This window comes from Acidovorax sp. FG60, from assembly GCF_057808995.1.
Genome location: NZ_JBMDJC010000004.1, coordinates 193351 through 209583 on the forward strand (window position 1 = coordinate 193351; position 16233 = coordinate 209583).

The following is a 16233-nucleotide window of genomic DNA, read 5'->3' on the forward strand; positions in this document are numbered from 1 at the left end:
CCCGGGTTTGGTAAAGACCCCGCGCCGGGCTTGCCGTATGCTTGGGCGCTTATGAACGAAATGGTTCAAAAACCTTCGAAACCCGGCGACGTGCGGGCCACCCGCCAACGCGCGGCGCGCGAGGCCGCCACCACGCCCGGGGCGGACCGGGTCCGCGTCAACGACCCCGACCGCACGATGGCCAACATCCTGCAGGTGGCCACAGCAGAGTTTGCCGACAAGGGCCTGGCAGGTGCGCGCATCGACGAGATCGCGGCGCTGACCAGCACCAGCAAGCGCATGATCTACTACTACTTCGGTAGCAAGGAAGGTCTGTACGTCGCGGTTCTGGAGGAGGCCTACCGCCGCATCCGGCGCATCGAATCGGAGTTGCACCTTGAAGACTTGGCACCCGAGCAGGCCCTGCGCACGCTGGTGGGGTTCACGGTGGACTACCAGCTCGCCAACCCCGACTTCATCCGTCTGGTGATGAACGAGAACATGCACCGGGGCGAATTCATCAGCAAGTCGGCCACGATCCAGGAACTGAACATCCCCGTCATCCATGCCGTGCGCGATGTCTACCAGCGTGGCGTGGCGGCGGGTGTGTTCCGCCCCGATGTAGACCCGGTGGACCTGCACATGTCCATCTCGGCGCTGTGCTTCTTCAACGAGGCCAACCGCCACACCTTTGGCGCGATCTTCAAGCGCTCGCTCGACACCCCTGCCGCCACGGCGCAACGCCGTGAATCGATCATCGAGATGATCGTGCGCTTTCTGCGGCCCTGACCCTCCCGGCCCGGGCACACCCCGGTCCCGCGCCAAAAAGCTCCTCATCGGCACCCTGGGTGCGCCGTGCATGGCTGCGCCATGCCATGCCAAACCATGCAGGGTTTGCACCTAGATCAAATACTAACCAGTTCGTACAAAATTCTTTCAGCGTTTCAATACAACGACTGGAGACACCATGTTTGCACTGGCCGACCGCGTGCTGCGGGGATACACCCGCGTGCTGGATGTACTGTCCGGCCTGTGTCTGGCGGTGATGGTGGTGCTGGTGTTTGGCAACGTGGTGCTGCGCTACACCCTGAACTCCGGCATCACGGTGTCGGAAGAACTCTCGCGCTGGCTGTTTGTGTGGCTGACCTTCATGGGCGCCGTGGTGGCGCTGCGCGAACACGGCCACCTGGGCACGGATGCGCTGGTGTCGCGCCTGCCCGCCGTGGGCAAGAAGGCCTGCCTGGTGCTGGCGCAGATCGCCATGCTGTATGTGTCGTGGTTGCTGCTGAGCGGCAGCTGGGCCCAGATGCTCATCAACTGGGAAACCGAAGCGCCCGTGACCGGCGCCTCGGTGGGCATCTTCTACGCCAGCGGCGTGCTGATGGGCGGGTCGGGCATGGCCATTCTGCTGCACGACCTGCTGCGCACCCTGTTCGTTCCGCTGGCGGAGCATGAGCTGGTCATGGTGCAGGAAAGCGAAGAACTGGCGGCCCTGGCGCACCGCCCTGCGGGCGCCGAAACATCCCACGAAGCGCCCGGCAGCCGCCGCCCCTGACCCCTCCGCACAGGCACTCCACCATGACCGTCACCATCTTCCTCGGCTCCTTGCTGCTCGCCATGGCGATCGGCATTCCCATCGCGTTTGCGCTGCTCATCAGCGGCGTGGCGCTGATGTGGCATCTGGACCTGTTCGACGCGCAGATCCTGGCGCAGAACGTGATCAACGGCGCCGACAGCTTTCCGCTGCTGGCCGTGCCCTTCTTCATGCTGGCGGGCGAGATCATGAATGTGGGCGGCCTGTCCAAGCGCATCGTGAAGCTGGCGCTCACGCTGGTCGGCCACGTGCCCGGCGGACTGGGTTATGTGGCCATCATGGCGGCAGTGATCCTGGCTGCCGTGTCGGGCTCGGCCGTGGCCGATGCTGCAGCGCTGGCCTCCCTGCTGCTGCCCATGATGGTGGCAGCAGGCCACAACAAGGAGCGCTCGGCCGGGCTCATAGCGTCGGCCGGCATCATCGCCCCGGTGATTCCACCGTCCATCGGTTTCGTGATCTTTGGCGTAGCGGCCAACGTATCTATCAGCAAGCTGTTTCTGGCAGGCATCGTGCCGGGCATCCTGCTGGGCTTGGCGCTCGCCCTCACCTGGTGGTGGCTGGTGCGGCGCGAAGATGTGGCGCCCCCAAAGCGGGCCACCCGAGCCGAACTGACCGTGGCCTTGCGCGAAGCCGTGTGGGCGCTGGGCCTGCCCCTCATCATCCTGGTGGGGCTGCGCATGGGAGTCTTCACCCCCACCGAAGCCGCCGTGGTGGCCGCCGTGTATGCGCTGTTCGTGTCCATGGTGGTCTACCGCGAGCTGAGCTGGCGCCAGCTGGCCGACATCTTCCGCGCCTCGGCCCGCACCAGCGCAGTGGTGATGTTCCTGGTGGCGGCCGCCATGGTGTCCGCCTGGCTGATCACCGTGGCCGACCTGCCCTCCAAGGTCATCGGCATGCTGGAGCCGTTCATGGGCAACCCAACGCTGCTGCTGATCGCCATCATGCTGCTGGTCATGGTGGTGGGCACGGCCATGGACATGACGCCCACCATACTCATCCTTACGCCCGTGCTGATGCCGGTGGTCAAGGCTGCAGGCATCGACCCGGTGTACTTCGGCGTGCTCTTCATCATCAACAACGCCATCGGGCTCATCACCCCACCCGTGGGCACGGTGCTCAACGTGGTGGCCGGGGTGGGGCGCATGTCCATGTCGCAGGTCACACGCGGCGTCACGCCCTTCATGCTGGCCCAGTTGGCCGTGATGTTCCTGCTGGTGCTGTTCCCCTCCATCGTCATGGTGCCGCTGCGCTGGTTGAGTGGTTGACCCCCATCTGCGCCCCGGTCCTTTTCTTTCCGCTCCGTTTCTGCCCCGCCTAAAAACCCAAGGAGACATTTCCATGAAACTGCTCAAAACCCTGCTCGCCACCGCCCTGGTTGCCGCGTCGCTGCTGTCCGCCGCGCATGCCCAGGAGCGCACCATCAAGTTCGCTTTCCAGAACCAGAAGGACCACCCGCAAGCTCAGGGCGCGCAAAAGTTTGCGGACCTCGTGGCGGCCAAGACCAACGGCCGCATTGCCGTCAAGCTCTTCCCCGGCGGCACGCTGGGCGGTGACCTGCAGACCGTGTCGGCCCTGCAGGGCGGCACGGTGGAGATGACCGTACTCAACGCGGGCATCTTGTCGGCCCAGGCCAAGGAATTCGGCATCTACGACTTCCCGTTCCTGTTTGCCACGCCCCAAGAGGCCGATGCCGTGACCGACGGCCCCTTCGGCAAGAAACTGCTCGACAAGCTGCAGGCCAAAAACCTGGTCGGTCTGGGCTACTGGGAGCTGGGTTTCCGCAACCTCACCAACAGCAAGAAACCCATCACCAAGGCCGAGGACATCGCGGGTCTCAAGATCCGCGTGATCCAGTCGCCGATCTACATCGACCTCTTCAACGCGCTGGGCGCCAACGCGGTGCCCATGCCCTTCCCCGAGCTGTACACCGCCATGGAACAGAAGGCCGTGGACGGCCAGGAGAACCCGTTCTCCACCATCCTGTCGTCCAAGTTTGCCGAGGTGCAGAAGTACCTCACCGTCACGCGCCACATGTACAACCCCCAGGCCGTGATCGTGAGCAAGAAGTTCTGGGACAGTCTGAACCCCGCTGACCAGAAGGCGCTGAACGACGCCATGGCAGAAGCCACGACCTTCCAGCGCGGCGTGTCGCGCGTGCAGGCCAACGTGGCGCTCGACGACCTCAAGAAGGCGGGCATGCAGGTGTCCGAGTTCTCGCCTGCCGAGCTGGACAAGCTGCGCGCCAAGGTGAAACCCGTCGTTGAAAAACACAGCGAGAAGGTGGGCGCCGAGACCGTGCAAGAGGTCTATTCCACGCTGGCCAAACTGCGCGGCGGCAAGTAAGCAACCGCTGCAACCCCTGCGCTGCCGTGCGGTGAACACACCACCAACCCGGCAGCGCGCCCACCCCGCATTCCGCCCGCCCCATGAGCCCCCAGCTCCTCGATCCCCCGGTCATCCCCACCACGTCCACCATGTCTTCCACTAGCCCCCGCAAGGTGCTGATCGGGCTGATCGGTGCCGGCATCCAGAAGTCGCTGTCGCCTGCCCTGCACGAAGAAGAAGCACGCCACCACGGCATGCGCCTGCACTACCAGCTCATCGACCTGGACCGCTCGGCGTCGTCACCCGAACAACTGCCCACGCTGCTGTCGGCAGCGCGCATCATGGGCTATGCGGGCTGCAACGTGACCTACCCCTGCAAGCAGGCGGTGATCCCCCACCTCGACAGCCTGTCGGAAGAAGCGCGCGCCATGGGCGCAGTGAACACGGTGGTCATCCGCGACGGACAACTGGTAGGGCACAACACCGACGGATCGGGCTGGGCCTGGGGCTTTACCCGCGCACTGCCCGGCGCTGACCTGCGACGCGTCGTACTGCTGGGCGCGGGTGGCGCAGGTGCTGCGATTGCACACGCCGTGCTGCGCCTGGGCGCCGAGCACCTGAGCATCGTCGATGCACAACCCGAACGCGCCGCACAACTGGCCGCCGACGTGAATGCGCTCTACGGCGCGCGCGCCGAGGCCGGTGAGATCCGCTCGGCCATGGCCCACGCCACCGGGCTGATCCACGCCACGCCCACGGGCATGGACAAGCTGCCCGGCCTGCCGCTGGATGTGGGCCTGCTGCGCCCCGCCATGTGGGTGTCCGAAGTCGTGTATTTCCCGCTCGACACCGCCCTGGTGCAGGCCGCGCGCGCGCTGGGCTGCCGGGTATCGGACGGCGGCGGCATGGCCGTGGGCCAGGCCGTGGGAGCGTTTGAGCTGTTCACCGGCGAGGCCCCTGACGCCGCCCGCATGGACGCACATTTCCGCCGCCTGGTCAGCAGCGCCCGCTGACCCCTTCCGCGCACGACAACACAAGGAGCTGAACCCATGAGCACCCCGATGGTGGCCACCCGCGAAGCGCTGGGCGACATGCCCAACCCCCTGGGCCTGCAGGGCATCGAGTTCATCGAATACGCCACCAGCCGCCCGCAGGCGCTGGGCCAGGCGCTGGAGCGCATGGGTTTTCAGCCCGTGGCGCGCCACCGCTCGCGCGAGGTGCTGCTGTACCGCCAGGGTGACATGAACATCATCGTCAACGCGCACCAGGACACCGAACGCACCGGCGTGCATGCGCCGCCCGCACTCACCGAAACACCGGTGCTGGCCGCCATCGCCTTCCGCGTGGGCAACGCAGCCGCAGCATTTCGCCGCGTGCTGGAACTGGGCGCGTGGGCCGTGCACACCGAGGTCGAGGTGATGGAGCTGAACATCCCCGCCATCCACGGCGTGGGCGCGAGCCGCATCTACTTTGTGGACCGCTGGAAGGAGTTCTCGATCTACGACGTGGACTTTGTGCCCATCCCCACCGTCAACCCGCGCCCGCCCGCGCTGCAGGGCCTGCACCTGTTTGGCGTGGTGCAGTACATCGGTCTGGGCCGCGCAGCAGACTGGATCCATTTCTACAGCGAGCTGTTCGGCTTTGCCGAGCTGGCACCCGACCAGTCGTTTGGCGTGCTCACCCATGGCCGCATCCTGGCCAGCCCCTGCGGCACGCTGCACTGGCAGCTGATTGAACCGCTGGTCGATGCGCTGGATGCCGACCCCGAGGAGCTGCTGCAGCGCGTGGCCTTTGGCACACCCGACGTGCTGGCCACGGTGCAAGCGCTGCGTGCGCGCGGCGTGGAGTTTGTCGAGTCGCCCACGGGCGTGCACACCGGCACGCGCGGTGCCCTCACGCGCGCCGACACCGCCTCGCCCAGCTTCGAGCTGGTGCTCGACGCCCGCTGAGCCTGGAGACCGCCCATGCGCCAATCCACCATGCAACGCAACGTCGCCGATTTCGGCATGGACACCATCAGCCTGGCGGGCCCACTGGAGGCCAAGCTGGCCGCTGTGAAAGCCGCCGGCTTCGGCCAGATCATGCTGGCCGCGCGCGACATCGTGGGCCACCCTGAGGGCATCGAAGCCGCTGTGCACGCGGTGCGCAACAGTGGCCTGCGCGTGACGGGTTTCCAGGTGCTGCGCGACTTCGAGGGTCTGTCGGGCCACCTGCACAGCTACAAGGTGGACATTGCCAAGCAGATGATCCTGATGGCGCGCGACCTGGGCGCGCCCGTGTTGCTGGCCTGCAGCTCCACGTCATCGCACGCCACGGCGGATGCCGAGGCCATTGCACGCGACCTGCGCAAGCTTGCGCTGCTGGCGCTGCCCCATGGCATCCGTGTAGCGTTTGAAGGCCTCTCGTGGGGCCGCCACATCAACGAAGTGCACCAGGCCTGGGCCGCAGTGGAGCAGGCCGATTGCCCCAACCTCGGTCTGGCGATCGACTCGTACCACCAGTTCGCCACCAGTACGCCGCTCTCGGCCCTGGAAGACGTGGACCCCGCCAAGATCTATCTGGTGCAGCTTTCGGACTTCATGTGGCAGGAGACCCGCACGGTGCAGGAGCGCATCGAGACCGCGCGGCACTTTCGCGTGTTCCCCGGCGAGGGCGTGCACAGCCAGGCGCTGGCCGAGCTGGTGCGCACGCTCGATGGCATGGGCTACCAGGGCGACTACAGCTTTGAGGTCTTCAACGACGACTACCAGCAGCTGCCGCTGCCTTATGTGGCGCAACGCGCGTGGAACAGTGCGCTGTGGCTGGCGGAGGGGGTGCTGCAGCGCGCCGTACCGCTGCCCGGACACCCGCGCATCAAGACCCTGGCGTGACCAACGCGTCAAAGCGTCAGCGGCCAACGATCAGCTGTTGGCGCGTTTCTTGAGCCAGCGCATCAGCGCGCCCACCACGGGCAGCTTTTCGTACAGCTCTTCGGCAGCGTCCCAATAGTCGCGGTGCAAGCTCACCAGGCCTTGTTCGTCCAGCACCAGGTGCGAGGCACCGCGCACCGTCTGCGTCACGCCCTTGTGGAAGTCCTTGAAGGCGAACAGGAAGTCCCAGGTCAGAAAACATTGCTGCCCCTGCACCACGCGGCCGGTGACCACAAAACGCGGCTGCTCCAGTGCCTCGAACATGTGGGCAAAGATGCCCTGGATGGCAGGCACGCCCACCACCTCGTTGAACGGATCCTTGAAGCGCGCCTGAGGCCCATAGAACTGGCCGATGGTCGCCACATCGGCGGGCGACAGGTTTTCAAAGAACGCAATGACGCGCGTAACGGCTTCTTCCGTAGCGATCGTGGTTTCCGGTGGGTGCATACCGTTCAAAGACCTGTGAATTTTCGAACCGCCGGAAAGTACCACCGATACGGCAGCACACGCAGCAGTTTCATCACCCGCGTGAAGCGCTTGGGAAAGTGGATGTCGAAATGCCCCCGCTCCCAGCCCTGCACGATGGCCGCCGCCGCAGCTTCGGGTGAGATGAGGGCCGGCATGGTGAAGTCGTTGCCCGCCGTGAGCGGCGTGGCCACAAAGCCCGGGTTGATCACGCTCACGCCCATGCCCAGGTCATGCAGGTCCAGGTACAACGCCTCGGCCAGGTTGATGAGGGCCGCCTTGGTGGGGCCATAGGCCAGGCTCTTGGGCAGCCCCCGAAAGCCCGCCACGCTGCTGATCAGGCTCACATGGCCCGGGCGCCCGGCCTGCGCTGCAGTCAGCATGGCGGGCAACACGCCAGCCAGCACATGCAGCACGCCGTTGTAGTTGATCTGCTCGTGGCGCAGCATCACGTCCAGATCGAAGTCGGTGGCGCGCATGTCGCGGTAGTAGCCCGCGCAATAGCACACCATGTCGGGAACACCCTCCGCCAGCACCTGCGCGGCGGCGGCCTGCACCTGTGCCGGTTCGGCGGTGTCAAAAGCCAGCGCCGTGCTGCCGGGGTGCTGCCGGGCAAAGGCGTTCAGCGCATCACCACTGCGCGCCGACACGATGACCTGCGCGCCGCGCGCATGCAGCGCAGCCGCTGTGGCCCGGCCAATGCCGCTGCTGGCCCCGATGAGCCAGGCCCGGCGGCCATGCCAGTCGCGCAGGGGTGGGTTGAGGCTCATGGTGCGCGTTTGGTGAAGGACAGGGTGATCTCGCCCAGGCGCACGCCGAACTTGCTCATGGTGGCGCGGTTGAGCATCACGCGGTCGTCAATGAGGTACATCCAGTCGTCCAGGTCCACGTTGTAGACCTTGCCACCCACGGGCAGGGCCAGTGTGTAGTTCCAGCGGAAGGCGTTGCCACGCGTCTGGCCGTTGGCCGTGCCCACCACATCGTCGGCGGTGCCGGTGTAGCGGCCGTCGGCATGCTTCGTCAGCCGCCAGATGCGGCGCTGCGTGGTGCCGTCGGAATAGGTGAAGGCTTCGTCGAGCACGCCCTCGTTGCCTTTCCAGCTGCAGTCCATGACCACGGTGAAGCGCTTGACGATCTGGCCGCTGCGGTCCTGGAAGATGCCGTAGGCGTCGATCTTGCCGTTGAAATACTGGGCCAGGTCCAGCACCGGTTTTTCGCTGGCGTAGCCATCGAGGTTCTGGCTGGCGCAGCCAGACAGCACCACGGGTGCGGCCACAGCGGCCGAAAGGAGGAGACGTCTTTGCATCATGGTGGTGGGCCTTGGTCGGTTCGAATTCAAACAATCGCCGCGCCACGCGGGCGGCGCAGAATGAGGAGATAGAGCGCGGCCGCAGCGGTGAACTTGAGCACGCAGGGCAACACCGCATAGGCCAGGCCGAGGGTCTGCAAACCGTCATCGCTTCGCGTTCCGGGGCTGTAGCCCAGCCATCCCAGCAGGGGCAGCGCCAGGCCTGCCGCCAGTGCCAGGTTGAGCTTGGTGGCAAAGTTCCACCAGCCAAAGTACGCGCCCTCGTGCTGGCCGCTGTCGCCCTCGGCGGCAATCACGCCAGCCAGCAAGGCGCTGGGCAGGGCCAGGTCGGTGCCCAGCGCCACGCCGGACAGCGCACAGACGACGAGGAACGGAACCACATCACCCGCGCCCAGAAACGCAGTCCACACAAACACGGCAATCGCCAGCAGCATGCCCGCCAACCAGGTGCGCGCCAGGCCCCAGCGCGCCACGGCACGCAGCCACAGCGGGATGGACAGCGCAGCGCACACGAAATAGGCCGCGAGGAACATGGGCTCCTGCGCGGGCGGGGCCTGCAGCCGGTCCTGAATAAAAAACAGTACCAGCGTGGCCGGTATGGCGCTGGCAATGCCGTTGAGCATGAACACCGCCAGCAGGCGGCGGAAGGCAGGGCGGCCCCAGGGCCGCCACAGGCTGGCGCGCTGCGGGGGGCGGTACACACCGGCCACGGCGACACCCGCATGCGCTGCGGGGCGCGGGGCTCTGGTCCAGGCCCACCAGCCTAGCAGCAGGGTGATGGCAAACACACTGAGCATCACCGGCAGGCCCAGCAGCGCGGGCAGCACCGATGCCAGCACCACGCCGGCCAGTGCAGCACCCTCGCGCCAGGCCACGATGCGGCCACGCTGCAGCTCGTCGCCGCCCAGGCGCGCGCCCCAGGACTGGTGTGCAATGCTGAGCTGGCTGTAGGCGGTGTAAGTGATGAGCAATGCCACCAGTGCCCAGGCAATCAGCGCATCGGCCCCGCGCACCAGGGGAAAGAACAGGCTGGTCAGCCCCAGCGCCAGCACCACAGCCGACACCGCGCCCACCGCCAGCACGGCCCGCACCGAACGGCCGAAGAGGTAGTCAGACAGGCGGCCCAGCAGCGGGTCGGTGAACGCATCAAACAGCCGCGCTGCCAGCAGCACCGAGCCCAGCGTGGCCAGGGGCATGCCAAATTCGCGCGCATAGTGGTTGGGCAGCAGCACATACAGCGGCAGCGCCACAAACGCCAGCGGCAGGCCCAGCAGCCCATAGGCCAGGCCTGCGCTGGCGCGGATGGGCTGCGTGGAGGTCATGGTTGGCCTGCAGTGCGGGTGGCGGCCAGCAATTCCTGGCGCAGCCCTGGTTCGGAGGTCTGCGGAGACAGCCAGATGCCAAAGAACAGGCGCGAGAACTCGGCGTCCGGCACCTCACCGACGACACGCCCCGCCATCTTGAACACCGCACCCACGCCCGGCTGGTGAATGCCCAGCAGGCGGTCGCCCGACTTCACATCCGGCAACGCGGCCTGCAGCGCCTGCTGCCAGCGCGTGGCCTGTTGGGGCGTGAAGCTGCCCACGCGGCGCATCTCTTCCAGTGAGCGTTTGGCGATGGCCTCGGCCGTGAAGTCGCGGTGGTAGGTCAGCTCCAGCGCCAACGGCTGGGCGCCGTAGTTGTCTGCGTCAAAGCCGGGCTGCACCCACAGGCGGGCGCGGTAGATCTCGAAGCCCAGAAACCGGAGCACGCCCTGGCCCGCCAGGCGCACGCCTGACAGGGGCGTGGCGGTGGCCGACTCTGCCGCCTGGGCCATTGGCACGGCCTGCGCGATAGCGGAATTTGAATAAAAAAATGCTCCAGCGCTTATCCATAAAGCGGTAATAGCTATGTTTTTCATAGCATTCAATCCTTCACCAGCGTGTACTGCACCAGGTCGATGTTGCTCATCGCAAATGCCGCTTCGCAGTACGCCAGGTAGAACTCCCAGATGTGCAGGAAGCGCTGGTCAAACCCCAGCTGCAGGATTTGCGTGCGCTGCGCCAGAAAGCGCTCGCGCCAGCGCTTGAGGGTTTCGGCGTAGTCCTGGCCAAACGCAAACTCGTCGACCACGCGCAGGCCTGCCGCCTCGGCCTCTCGGCGGAACTCGCGCGGACACGGCAGGCAGCCTCCGGGGAAGATGTACTGCTGGATGAAATCCGTGGAACTGATGTAGCGCTCGAACAGGCTGTCGTCGATCACGATGCTCTGGATGCAGGCCTTGCCACCTGGCTTGAGCAGGCGGTTCACCGACTGGAAATAGGTGGGCCAGTATTCGCGGCCCACGGCCTCGACCATCTCGATGGAGCAGATGGCGTCGTACGGGCCGTCCTGGATGTCACGGTAGTCCTGCAGGCGCAGGTCGGCGTGCTCGGCCCCCCCCTGCTGTGCCATGCGCTTTTGCGCGAATGCGAGCTGCTCTGTGGAGAGAGTCACTCCCGTCAGGTGGGCGCCGAATTCCACGGTCGCCATCTCGGCCAGCGCACCCCAGCCACAGCCAATTTCCAGCACTCGAGAATTTGGCTGCACCCCCGCCATGCGCAGCGCGCGGCGCACCTTGGCGTGCTGGGCTTTGCGCATGTCGCCGCCTGCATCGCCCTCGAACCAGGCGGACGAATAGTTCATCGTGTCGTCCAGCCAGAGTTCGTAGAACGCGTTGCCCAGGTCGTAGTGGGCATGGATGTTCTTCTGGCTGTTGGCGCGGGTGTTGCGGTTGAGCAGGTGCTTTATGCGATATAGCAGACGCCCGGCCCAGGTGCCGTAGATCACGCCTTCCACCTGCTGGCGGTTGGCGATGAAGAGCTTGAGCAGGTCGGTCAGGTGCGGCGTGGTCCAGTCGCCCGCGATGTAGCTCTCGGCAAAGCCGATGTCGCCCGACCGGAGTGCGGCACTGCACACGTTCCAGTTCTTGAGCGTGATCGCGGCCGAGGGGCCATCACCGTGCCCGAAGTGCTGCAGCGTGCCGTCGGGCAGCTGCACCGTGAGGTGGCCATGCTGCAGGCGCTGCAGCAGCTTGAGCGCCGTGCGGGCGGCAGCGGGGGTGCCAGCGGGCAGGGCCAGGGCGGTGCGGGGGGCGGTGGTGGAGTTCATGGCGGCGTTCTCGTTCGTCATGGAATTCAGCGGGTCACGATGGATGCAGGCGCCTCGGGCTTGCGGTGGAAACGCACGCGCTTGAGCCACAGCTGCAGCGCGTGCCAGTGAATGCGGGCAATGATGGCCAACGTCATGGCGGGGTAGCCCCAAAGCGCCTGGCGCAGGGTCTGTGGGGTGATGGCCTGCAGGGTTCCGCTCACGCTGGTCTGGATGAGCGGGCCGGTGTCGTCGTCGTGGTCGATGCGCACCACAGTGCGGCCCGCGTCCTGTGCCCCCGCCTCGGTACGCATGAAGCGAAAGCGGTAGCCCCCGTTCACCTCACAGAACGGCGAGACGTGGAACACCTTGCGCGCCTGCTGTTCCACGCCGTACTGCGGCGCATCGAGCAGGTAGCAGTGGCGCTCGCCAAAGGTGTTGTTGACCTCCACCACGATGGCGCGCAGGTGGCCGTCGGCGCGGTGGCAGTACCAGAAGCTCACGGGCTTGAAGGTGTAGCCCAGCACGCGCGGATAGCAGTGCAGCCAGACCTCGCCCGTGGCGTCGGTGACGCCTTCGGTGCGCAGCAGCTCATCGAGCCAGGCCAGCGCACCACCCTGCGCGGCACTGCGGCCGTCGCCGTGGTCCACGTCATGGAAGCTGATGGCGCCACGCCGGTTCACCGCCAGCGCGCTGCCCAGGCCGGGCAGGCTGCGCATGGGCAGCATCAGAAAAAACGTGGGGTAGGCAAACGCATGCCGCCGGGGCCGCAGCCGCGTGTGGCGCACCTGGCCGAAGCCGATGAGGGGCGCTGCGGGTGGGGCTGCGGCGTGGCTCACGCAGCCTCCGCCAAAGGCGCTGGCAGGGCCGCCAGCAGTTGCTCGGCCACGGCCAGGCCGGACTTGAGGCCGTCTTCGTGGAAGCCGTAGCCCGTCCAGGCGCCGCAGAACCAGGTGTGCTGCTGCCCTTGCAGCTTGCCCACCTGCTGCTGCGCGCGGATGGCGGCCATGTCGAACACCGGGTGGGCGTATTCGTAGCTGCCGATCACGTGTTCGGGCGCTATGTCGCGCACCGGGTTCAGCGACACCACCACGGGCTGCGCAAAGGGCACGGGCTGCAGCTGGTTGATGAGGTAGTGCAGGCACACGCGGGCCGACTCGCGGCTGCGTTGCGGCGCACGTTCGTAGTTCCACGCGGCCCAGGCGGCGCGGCGCTCGGGCAGCACGGACGTATCGGTGTGCAGCACGGCGCGGTTGGCCTGGTAGCGAATGGAACCCAGCACCGCGCGCTCGTGCGGCGTGGGCTGGGCCAGCAGGGCGAGCGACTGGTCCGAATGGGTGGCCAGCACCACCTTGTCAAAGTGCTCGGTGTGGCCTGCAGTCACCACGCGCACACCGGCGGCGTCACGCTCGATGCGGCGCACGGGGGTGTTCAGGCGCTTGTCGGCAATGCCTGCGACGATCTTGTCCACATAGTGGCGCGCACCGCCAGACACCGTCCACCACTGCGGGCGATTGCTCACCTGGATGAGGCCGTGGTTGTGGCAGAACCGGATCATGGTGGCCACGGGGAATTTCAGCATCTGGTCGGTGGGACAGCTCCAGATGCAACCCAGCATGGGCAAGAAGTACCAGTCGCGGAACGCGTCGCCAAAGCGGTGCTCGCGCAAGAAGTCGCCCAGGGGCTGCATCAGCGCGGCCTCGGCCTGCTTTTCGGCAATGCGCGTGCAAAGCTTGTTGAAGCGCAGCAGGTCGCGCAGCATGCCCAAAAAGCGCGGGTTGACCAGGTTGGAGCGCTGGGCAAACACGGTGCTGAGGTTGGTGCCGCTCCACTCCAGCGCGCGGCCACCGCCAAAGGCTGCGGGCACCTGCACCGAAAACGACATGTCGGATTTGGCCGTCTCCACGCCCAGCTCGGCCAGCAGGCGGATGAGATGGGGGTAGGTGCGCTCGTTGAACACCAGAAAGCCGGTGTCTACGCCGTGGGTGACGGGGGCGCCCGAGGCATCCGGCAGCGTTACATCCACCGTGTGGGTGTGGCCGCCGAAGTAGTCGCCCGCCTCGAAGAGTGTGATGTTCGCCTGGCCGCGCAACTGGTGCGCAACCGACAGCCCGGAGATGCCGGAGCCGATGATGGCGATTTTCATGGCCGGCCCCCTCTGGCCGGCGCCTGGAATAAAAAGGTTGCGAAGCGTCCCGAAACGAATAAGAGAGGGAGGGAGGAGAAGCGCTCCAGGAGGTCAGTCGGAACCCAGGGGCCCGAAAGGCTTCGCAACGTTAAAACTGTACGCTGCGCAATCGTCTTGCGCAATGGATAGAGTGGGGTCACGCTGGCGAAGTTCCAGAGGCTCACTGTATTTTTTTTCAAGAAATGTAAAGAAGTCATGGCGGTCACCGGGGCACAGGCTGGTTCAGCTGTTGTTCGATGGCCCGCACCAGGCCTTTGTTGTCTGGGGCGGTCAGGCTGGAGTAGCTGTCCACCAGCTTGCCGTCGCGACCCAGCAGGTATTTGTGGAAGTTCCAGCGCGGCGCTGTGCCCGACAGCTGCGCCAGTTGCTGGAACAGCGGCGAAGCCTCGGGGCCCCTCACGCTGCTCTTGGCAAACATCGGAAATTTCACGCCAAAGGTGTTTTCGCAGAAGTCAGCAATCTCCTTGTTGCTGCCTTTTTCCTGGGCAAAGTCGTTGGACGGGAAGCCCAGCACCACCAGGCCCTTGTCTTTGTAGCGGGCGTACAGCTCCTCCAACCCCTTGTACTGGCCCGTAAAGCCACAGAAGCTGGCCGTGTTCACCACCAGCACCACTTTGCCGCTGTACTGGCACAGCGACTGAGGCTTTTCGTCCTGCAACCTCGCAAACGTGTGCTGCAGCGTGGCCGGGCAGCTTTCGGAACCCGCCGCGCGGACCGGGGGGGCATAGCCGACCGCCACCGCAACCAGCAACAAAAGGCTGGCGGCCGAAAGAAAGCGTCTGTTAGAGGTGTTCATAGGACTTGGGATCGCAGGGGGTATGGGCAATTTAACCATTCCATCATTTTTTGTCCACATGAGTTTTTATTTGGACTGATTGGTTTACGGGAATGCGAACCGCTCGGATTCAAAGTCCTGCAAAAGAAAGGGGTATTGCGGGCGCGCACGGGAACGGGGCGACATGCGTCGCACGGCTGAAGGTTTGCCGTCGTGGTTGCAAGAGAGGGGGAGTTCCGGGCACAAGCTGCCCGCCAGTGGCGCTGGGCGCCGTTGGGTGGCGTGGGCCTGTGCCAGCCCACCCGCTGCAGGTGGGGGGGATGCGCCCGCAGCCCGGCGCGGGGTCAGACCAGGTTGAGCAGGCGGTCCAGCGAGAGCTTGACTCTCACGTCCTTGAAAGCCACCACGCCCGTGACCTTCCAGGGGGGCATGCCGGTGTCACGCGGAATGGGCTCGCCCGTGGGCATGCCGTCACGGTTGGTCACCACCGCCACCTTGGGCGTGGTGGCCGTGGTGCCCCGGCGAACGACCACGCCCACCTCCTGGCTGGCCAGCCGCACGAAGGCCCCGGGCGGGTATACACCCAGGGTCTTGACGAGCGCAGCACCAGCCTCGTCCACCTGGTGCTCTTCGTCGTAGTAGCTGGCCTGCATGGCCGCCGTGACGGGCATGGGCAACCGGGCCGCGCGAGGTGCCATGCGGGCGCCAAAAATGTCGGCACGCTGCAGCAGGCGGGCCATTTGCTGGGGTTCCGTCTTCTTGGCCAGCGGGCCGGGGGTGCGGTGGTGGTGGCAGCGCACCGCCTCCAGCCACACCGGGTCGGCCACGCCGAGCGTGCGCAGCAGCGCCTCGGAGCGCTCCGCGTGGCTCTCGACCGCCGCAATCTGCTGGGCGGTGAGCGGATGGGTCTGCTGGGCCAGCTGGTCCTGCAGCTCGGACATGGCTATGTTCATGGAGAGCGCCGCGTGGCCCAGCTGCTGCACGCGGGAGGCGGGCCAGCGCAGCATCTCGCGCGCCACCACCATACACACACAGCACACCAGCATCGAATGCGTGGCGCTGTACATGCGCGTTTCCTGCGCAGACAGGTAAATCAGGCCCAGCAGCGTCGCGTCGGGCGTCTGCTCGCAGTGGCGGGCCAGCTCGTCGTGCAGCGTCTGGAAGCGCCCGCCAAAATCAGCGGGCGAAGGTGCACGCAGCAACTGCGTGGCACGCAACTGCAGTTCGGGCCAGTCAGGCAGCGTCTTGCCAGTGCGGCCCCGCCCTCCTGCGTCGTCGGCCGCCGTCATCTTCATCGCGGCAATTTCGCCCAGGTTGGTGTCGGCGATCAGCATGCGCTGCAATTGCGCGAGGTAGGCCCGGTGGCTGTCACCGGACTCATCGGTATCCACACACAGCTGCCGCCCCCGGCCCACCATCTTGGCCAGCTCTTCCCGGGTGCGGATGACATAGCCTTTTTGCGCCAGCAACACGCCATCAGCACCCCGCAGCACAAACGGCAAAGGGTGGCCCAGCTGGATGGATTCGATGTTCAGGCTGACGAGGTTCATGGTGGTCGTTACATTATCTAACGGCCACACG

Annotated in this window: 17 protein-coding genes; 7 read left to right on the forward strand and 10 right to left on the reverse strand. The window is 66.0% G+C overall.

Annotated elements, in window-relative coordinates:
- Nucleotides 1-51: 51 nt before the first annotated feature.
- The 7 genes from ACODS0_RS08070 to ACODS0_RS08100 all read left to right on the forward strand — a co-directional run bounded on the left by ACODS0_RS08070 (nucleotide 52) and on the right by ACODS0_RS08100 (nucleotide 6768).
- Nucleotides 52-768 (forward strand): TetR/AcrR family transcriptional regulator, encoded by a 717-nt coding sequence (locus tag ACODS0_RS08070; RefSeq protein WP_063459681.1) that lies wholly within the window; start codon nucleotides 52-54, stop codon nucleotides 766-768.
- Nucleotides 769-946: 178 nt separating this feature from the next.
- On the forward strand, nucleotides 947-1534 hold the full coding sequence (locus ACODS0_RS08075; RefSeq protein ID WP_094289513.1) for a TRAP transporter small permease: 588 nt from the start codon (nucleotides 947-949) through the stop codon (nucleotides 1532-1534).
- A gap of 23 nt (nucleotides 1535-1557) precedes the next feature.
- The gene (locus ACODS0_RS08080) at nucleotides 1558-2838 is read left to right on the forward strand and encodes a TRAP transporter large permease subunit (protein WP_488834131.1); all 1281 of its coding nucleotides are present in this window, start codon (nucleotides 1558-1560) and stop codon (nucleotides 2836-2838) included.
- Nucleotides 2839-2911: 73 nt separating this feature from the next.
- Complete coding sequence (locus ACODS0_RS08085; protein WP_488834133.1) at nucleotides 2912-3916, forward strand: TRAP transporter substrate-binding protein; 1005 nt, start codon at nucleotides 2912-2914, stop codon at nucleotides 3914-3916.
- A gap of 83 nt (nucleotides 3917-3999) precedes the next feature.
- Nucleotides 4000-4911, forward strand: coding sequence for a shikimate dehydrogenase (locus ACODS0_RS08090; protein WP_488834135.1), 912 nt, complete (start codon nucleotides 4000-4002; stop codon nucleotides 4909-4911).
- A 36-nt stretch (nucleotides 4912-4947) separates the two neighbouring features.
- Nucleotides 4948-5847: a VOC family protein gene (locus ACODS0_RS08095; RefSeq protein ID WP_228897187.1), complete on the forward strand. Its 900-nt coding sequence runs from the start codon at nucleotides 4948-4950 to the stop codon at nucleotides 5845-5847.
- A gap of 15 nt (nucleotides 5848-5862) precedes the next feature.
- On the forward strand, nucleotides 5863-6768 hold the full coding sequence (locus tag ACODS0_RS08100; RefSeq protein WP_055394681.1) for a sugar phosphate isomerase/epimerase family protein: 906 nt from the start codon (nucleotides 5863-5865) through the stop codon (nucleotides 6766-6768).
- Between the two features lie 30 nt (nucleotides 6769-6798).
- Here ACODS0_RS08100 and ACODS0_RS08105 read toward each other — a convergent pair whose 3' ends face one another.
- The 10 genes from ACODS0_RS08105 to ACODS0_RS08150 form a co-directional block, all read right to left on the reverse strand.
- Complete coding sequence (locus ACODS0_RS08105; RefSeq protein ID WP_055394683.1) at nucleotides 6799-7254, reverse strand: nuclear transport factor 2 family protein; 456 nt, start codon at nucleotides 7252-7254, stop codon at nucleotides 6799-6801.
- Nucleotides 7255-7259: 5 nt separating this feature from the next.
- Entirely contained in the window at nucleotides 7260-8042 is a 783-nt protein-coding gene (locus ACODS0_RS08110) for an SDR family NAD(P)-dependent oxidoreductase (protein WP_488834139.1), read from the reverse strand.
- On the reverse strand, nucleotides 8039-8581 hold the full coding sequence (locus ACODS0_RS08115) for a DUF3833 domain-containing protein (protein ID WP_488834140.1): 543 nt from the start codon (nucleotides 8579-8581) through the stop codon (nucleotides 8039-8041). Before ACODS0_RS08115 ends, ACODS0_RS08110 begins: the two co-directional genes overlap by 4 nt.
- Before the next feature lie 26 nt (nucleotides 8582-8607).
- Nucleotides 8608-9903: an MFS transporter gene (locus tag ACODS0_RS08120; RefSeq protein WP_488834142.1), complete on the reverse strand. Its 1296-nt coding sequence runs from the start codon at nucleotides 9901-9903 to the stop codon at nucleotides 8608-8610.
- A complete protein-coding gene (locus tag ACODS0_RS08125; protein ID WP_121421602.1) occupies nucleotides 9900-10397 on the reverse strand; it encodes a chalcone isomerase family protein in 498 nt (165 codons plus the stop codon). The genes ACODS0_RS08120 and ACODS0_RS08125 overlap by 4 nt, the downstream gene beginning before the upstream one ends.
- Before the next feature lie 89 nt (nucleotides 10398-10486).
- The gene (locus ACODS0_RS08130; RefSeq protein WP_488834365.1) at nucleotides 10487-11710 is read right to left on the reverse strand and encodes a class I SAM-dependent methyltransferase; all 1224 of its coding nucleotides are present in this window, start codon (nucleotides 11708-11710) and stop codon (nucleotides 10487-10489) included.
- 26 nt (nucleotides 11711-11736) lie between these two features.
- Nucleotides 11737-12528, reverse strand: coding sequence for a DUF1365 domain-containing protein (locus ACODS0_RS08135; protein ID WP_488834144.1), 792 nt, complete (start codon nucleotides 12526-12528; stop codon nucleotides 11737-11739).
- The gene (locus ACODS0_RS08140) at nucleotides 12525-13835 is read right to left on the reverse strand and encodes an NAD(P)/FAD-dependent oxidoreductase (RefSeq protein WP_488834146.1); all 1311 of its coding nucleotides are present in this window, start codon (nucleotides 13833-13835) and stop codon (nucleotides 12525-12527) included. The genes ACODS0_RS08135 and ACODS0_RS08140 overlap by 4 nt, the downstream gene beginning before the upstream one ends.
- 244 nt (nucleotides 13836-14079) lie before the next feature.
- Nucleotides 14080-14673 carry a glutathione peroxidase gene (locus ACODS0_RS08145; RefSeq protein ID WP_488834150.1) on the reverse strand — a complete coding sequence of 198 codons (594 nt, stop codon included), beginning with the start codon at nucleotides 14671-14673 and terminating at the stop codon, nucleotides 14080-14082.
- A gap of 323 nt (nucleotides 14674-14996) precedes the next feature.
- Nucleotides 14997-16202, reverse strand: coding sequence for an HD-GYP domain-containing protein (locus ACODS0_RS08150; RefSeq protein WP_176887530.1), 1206 nt, complete (start codon nucleotides 16200-16202; stop codon nucleotides 14997-14999).
- Nucleotides 16203-16233: the final 31 nt, after the last annotated feature.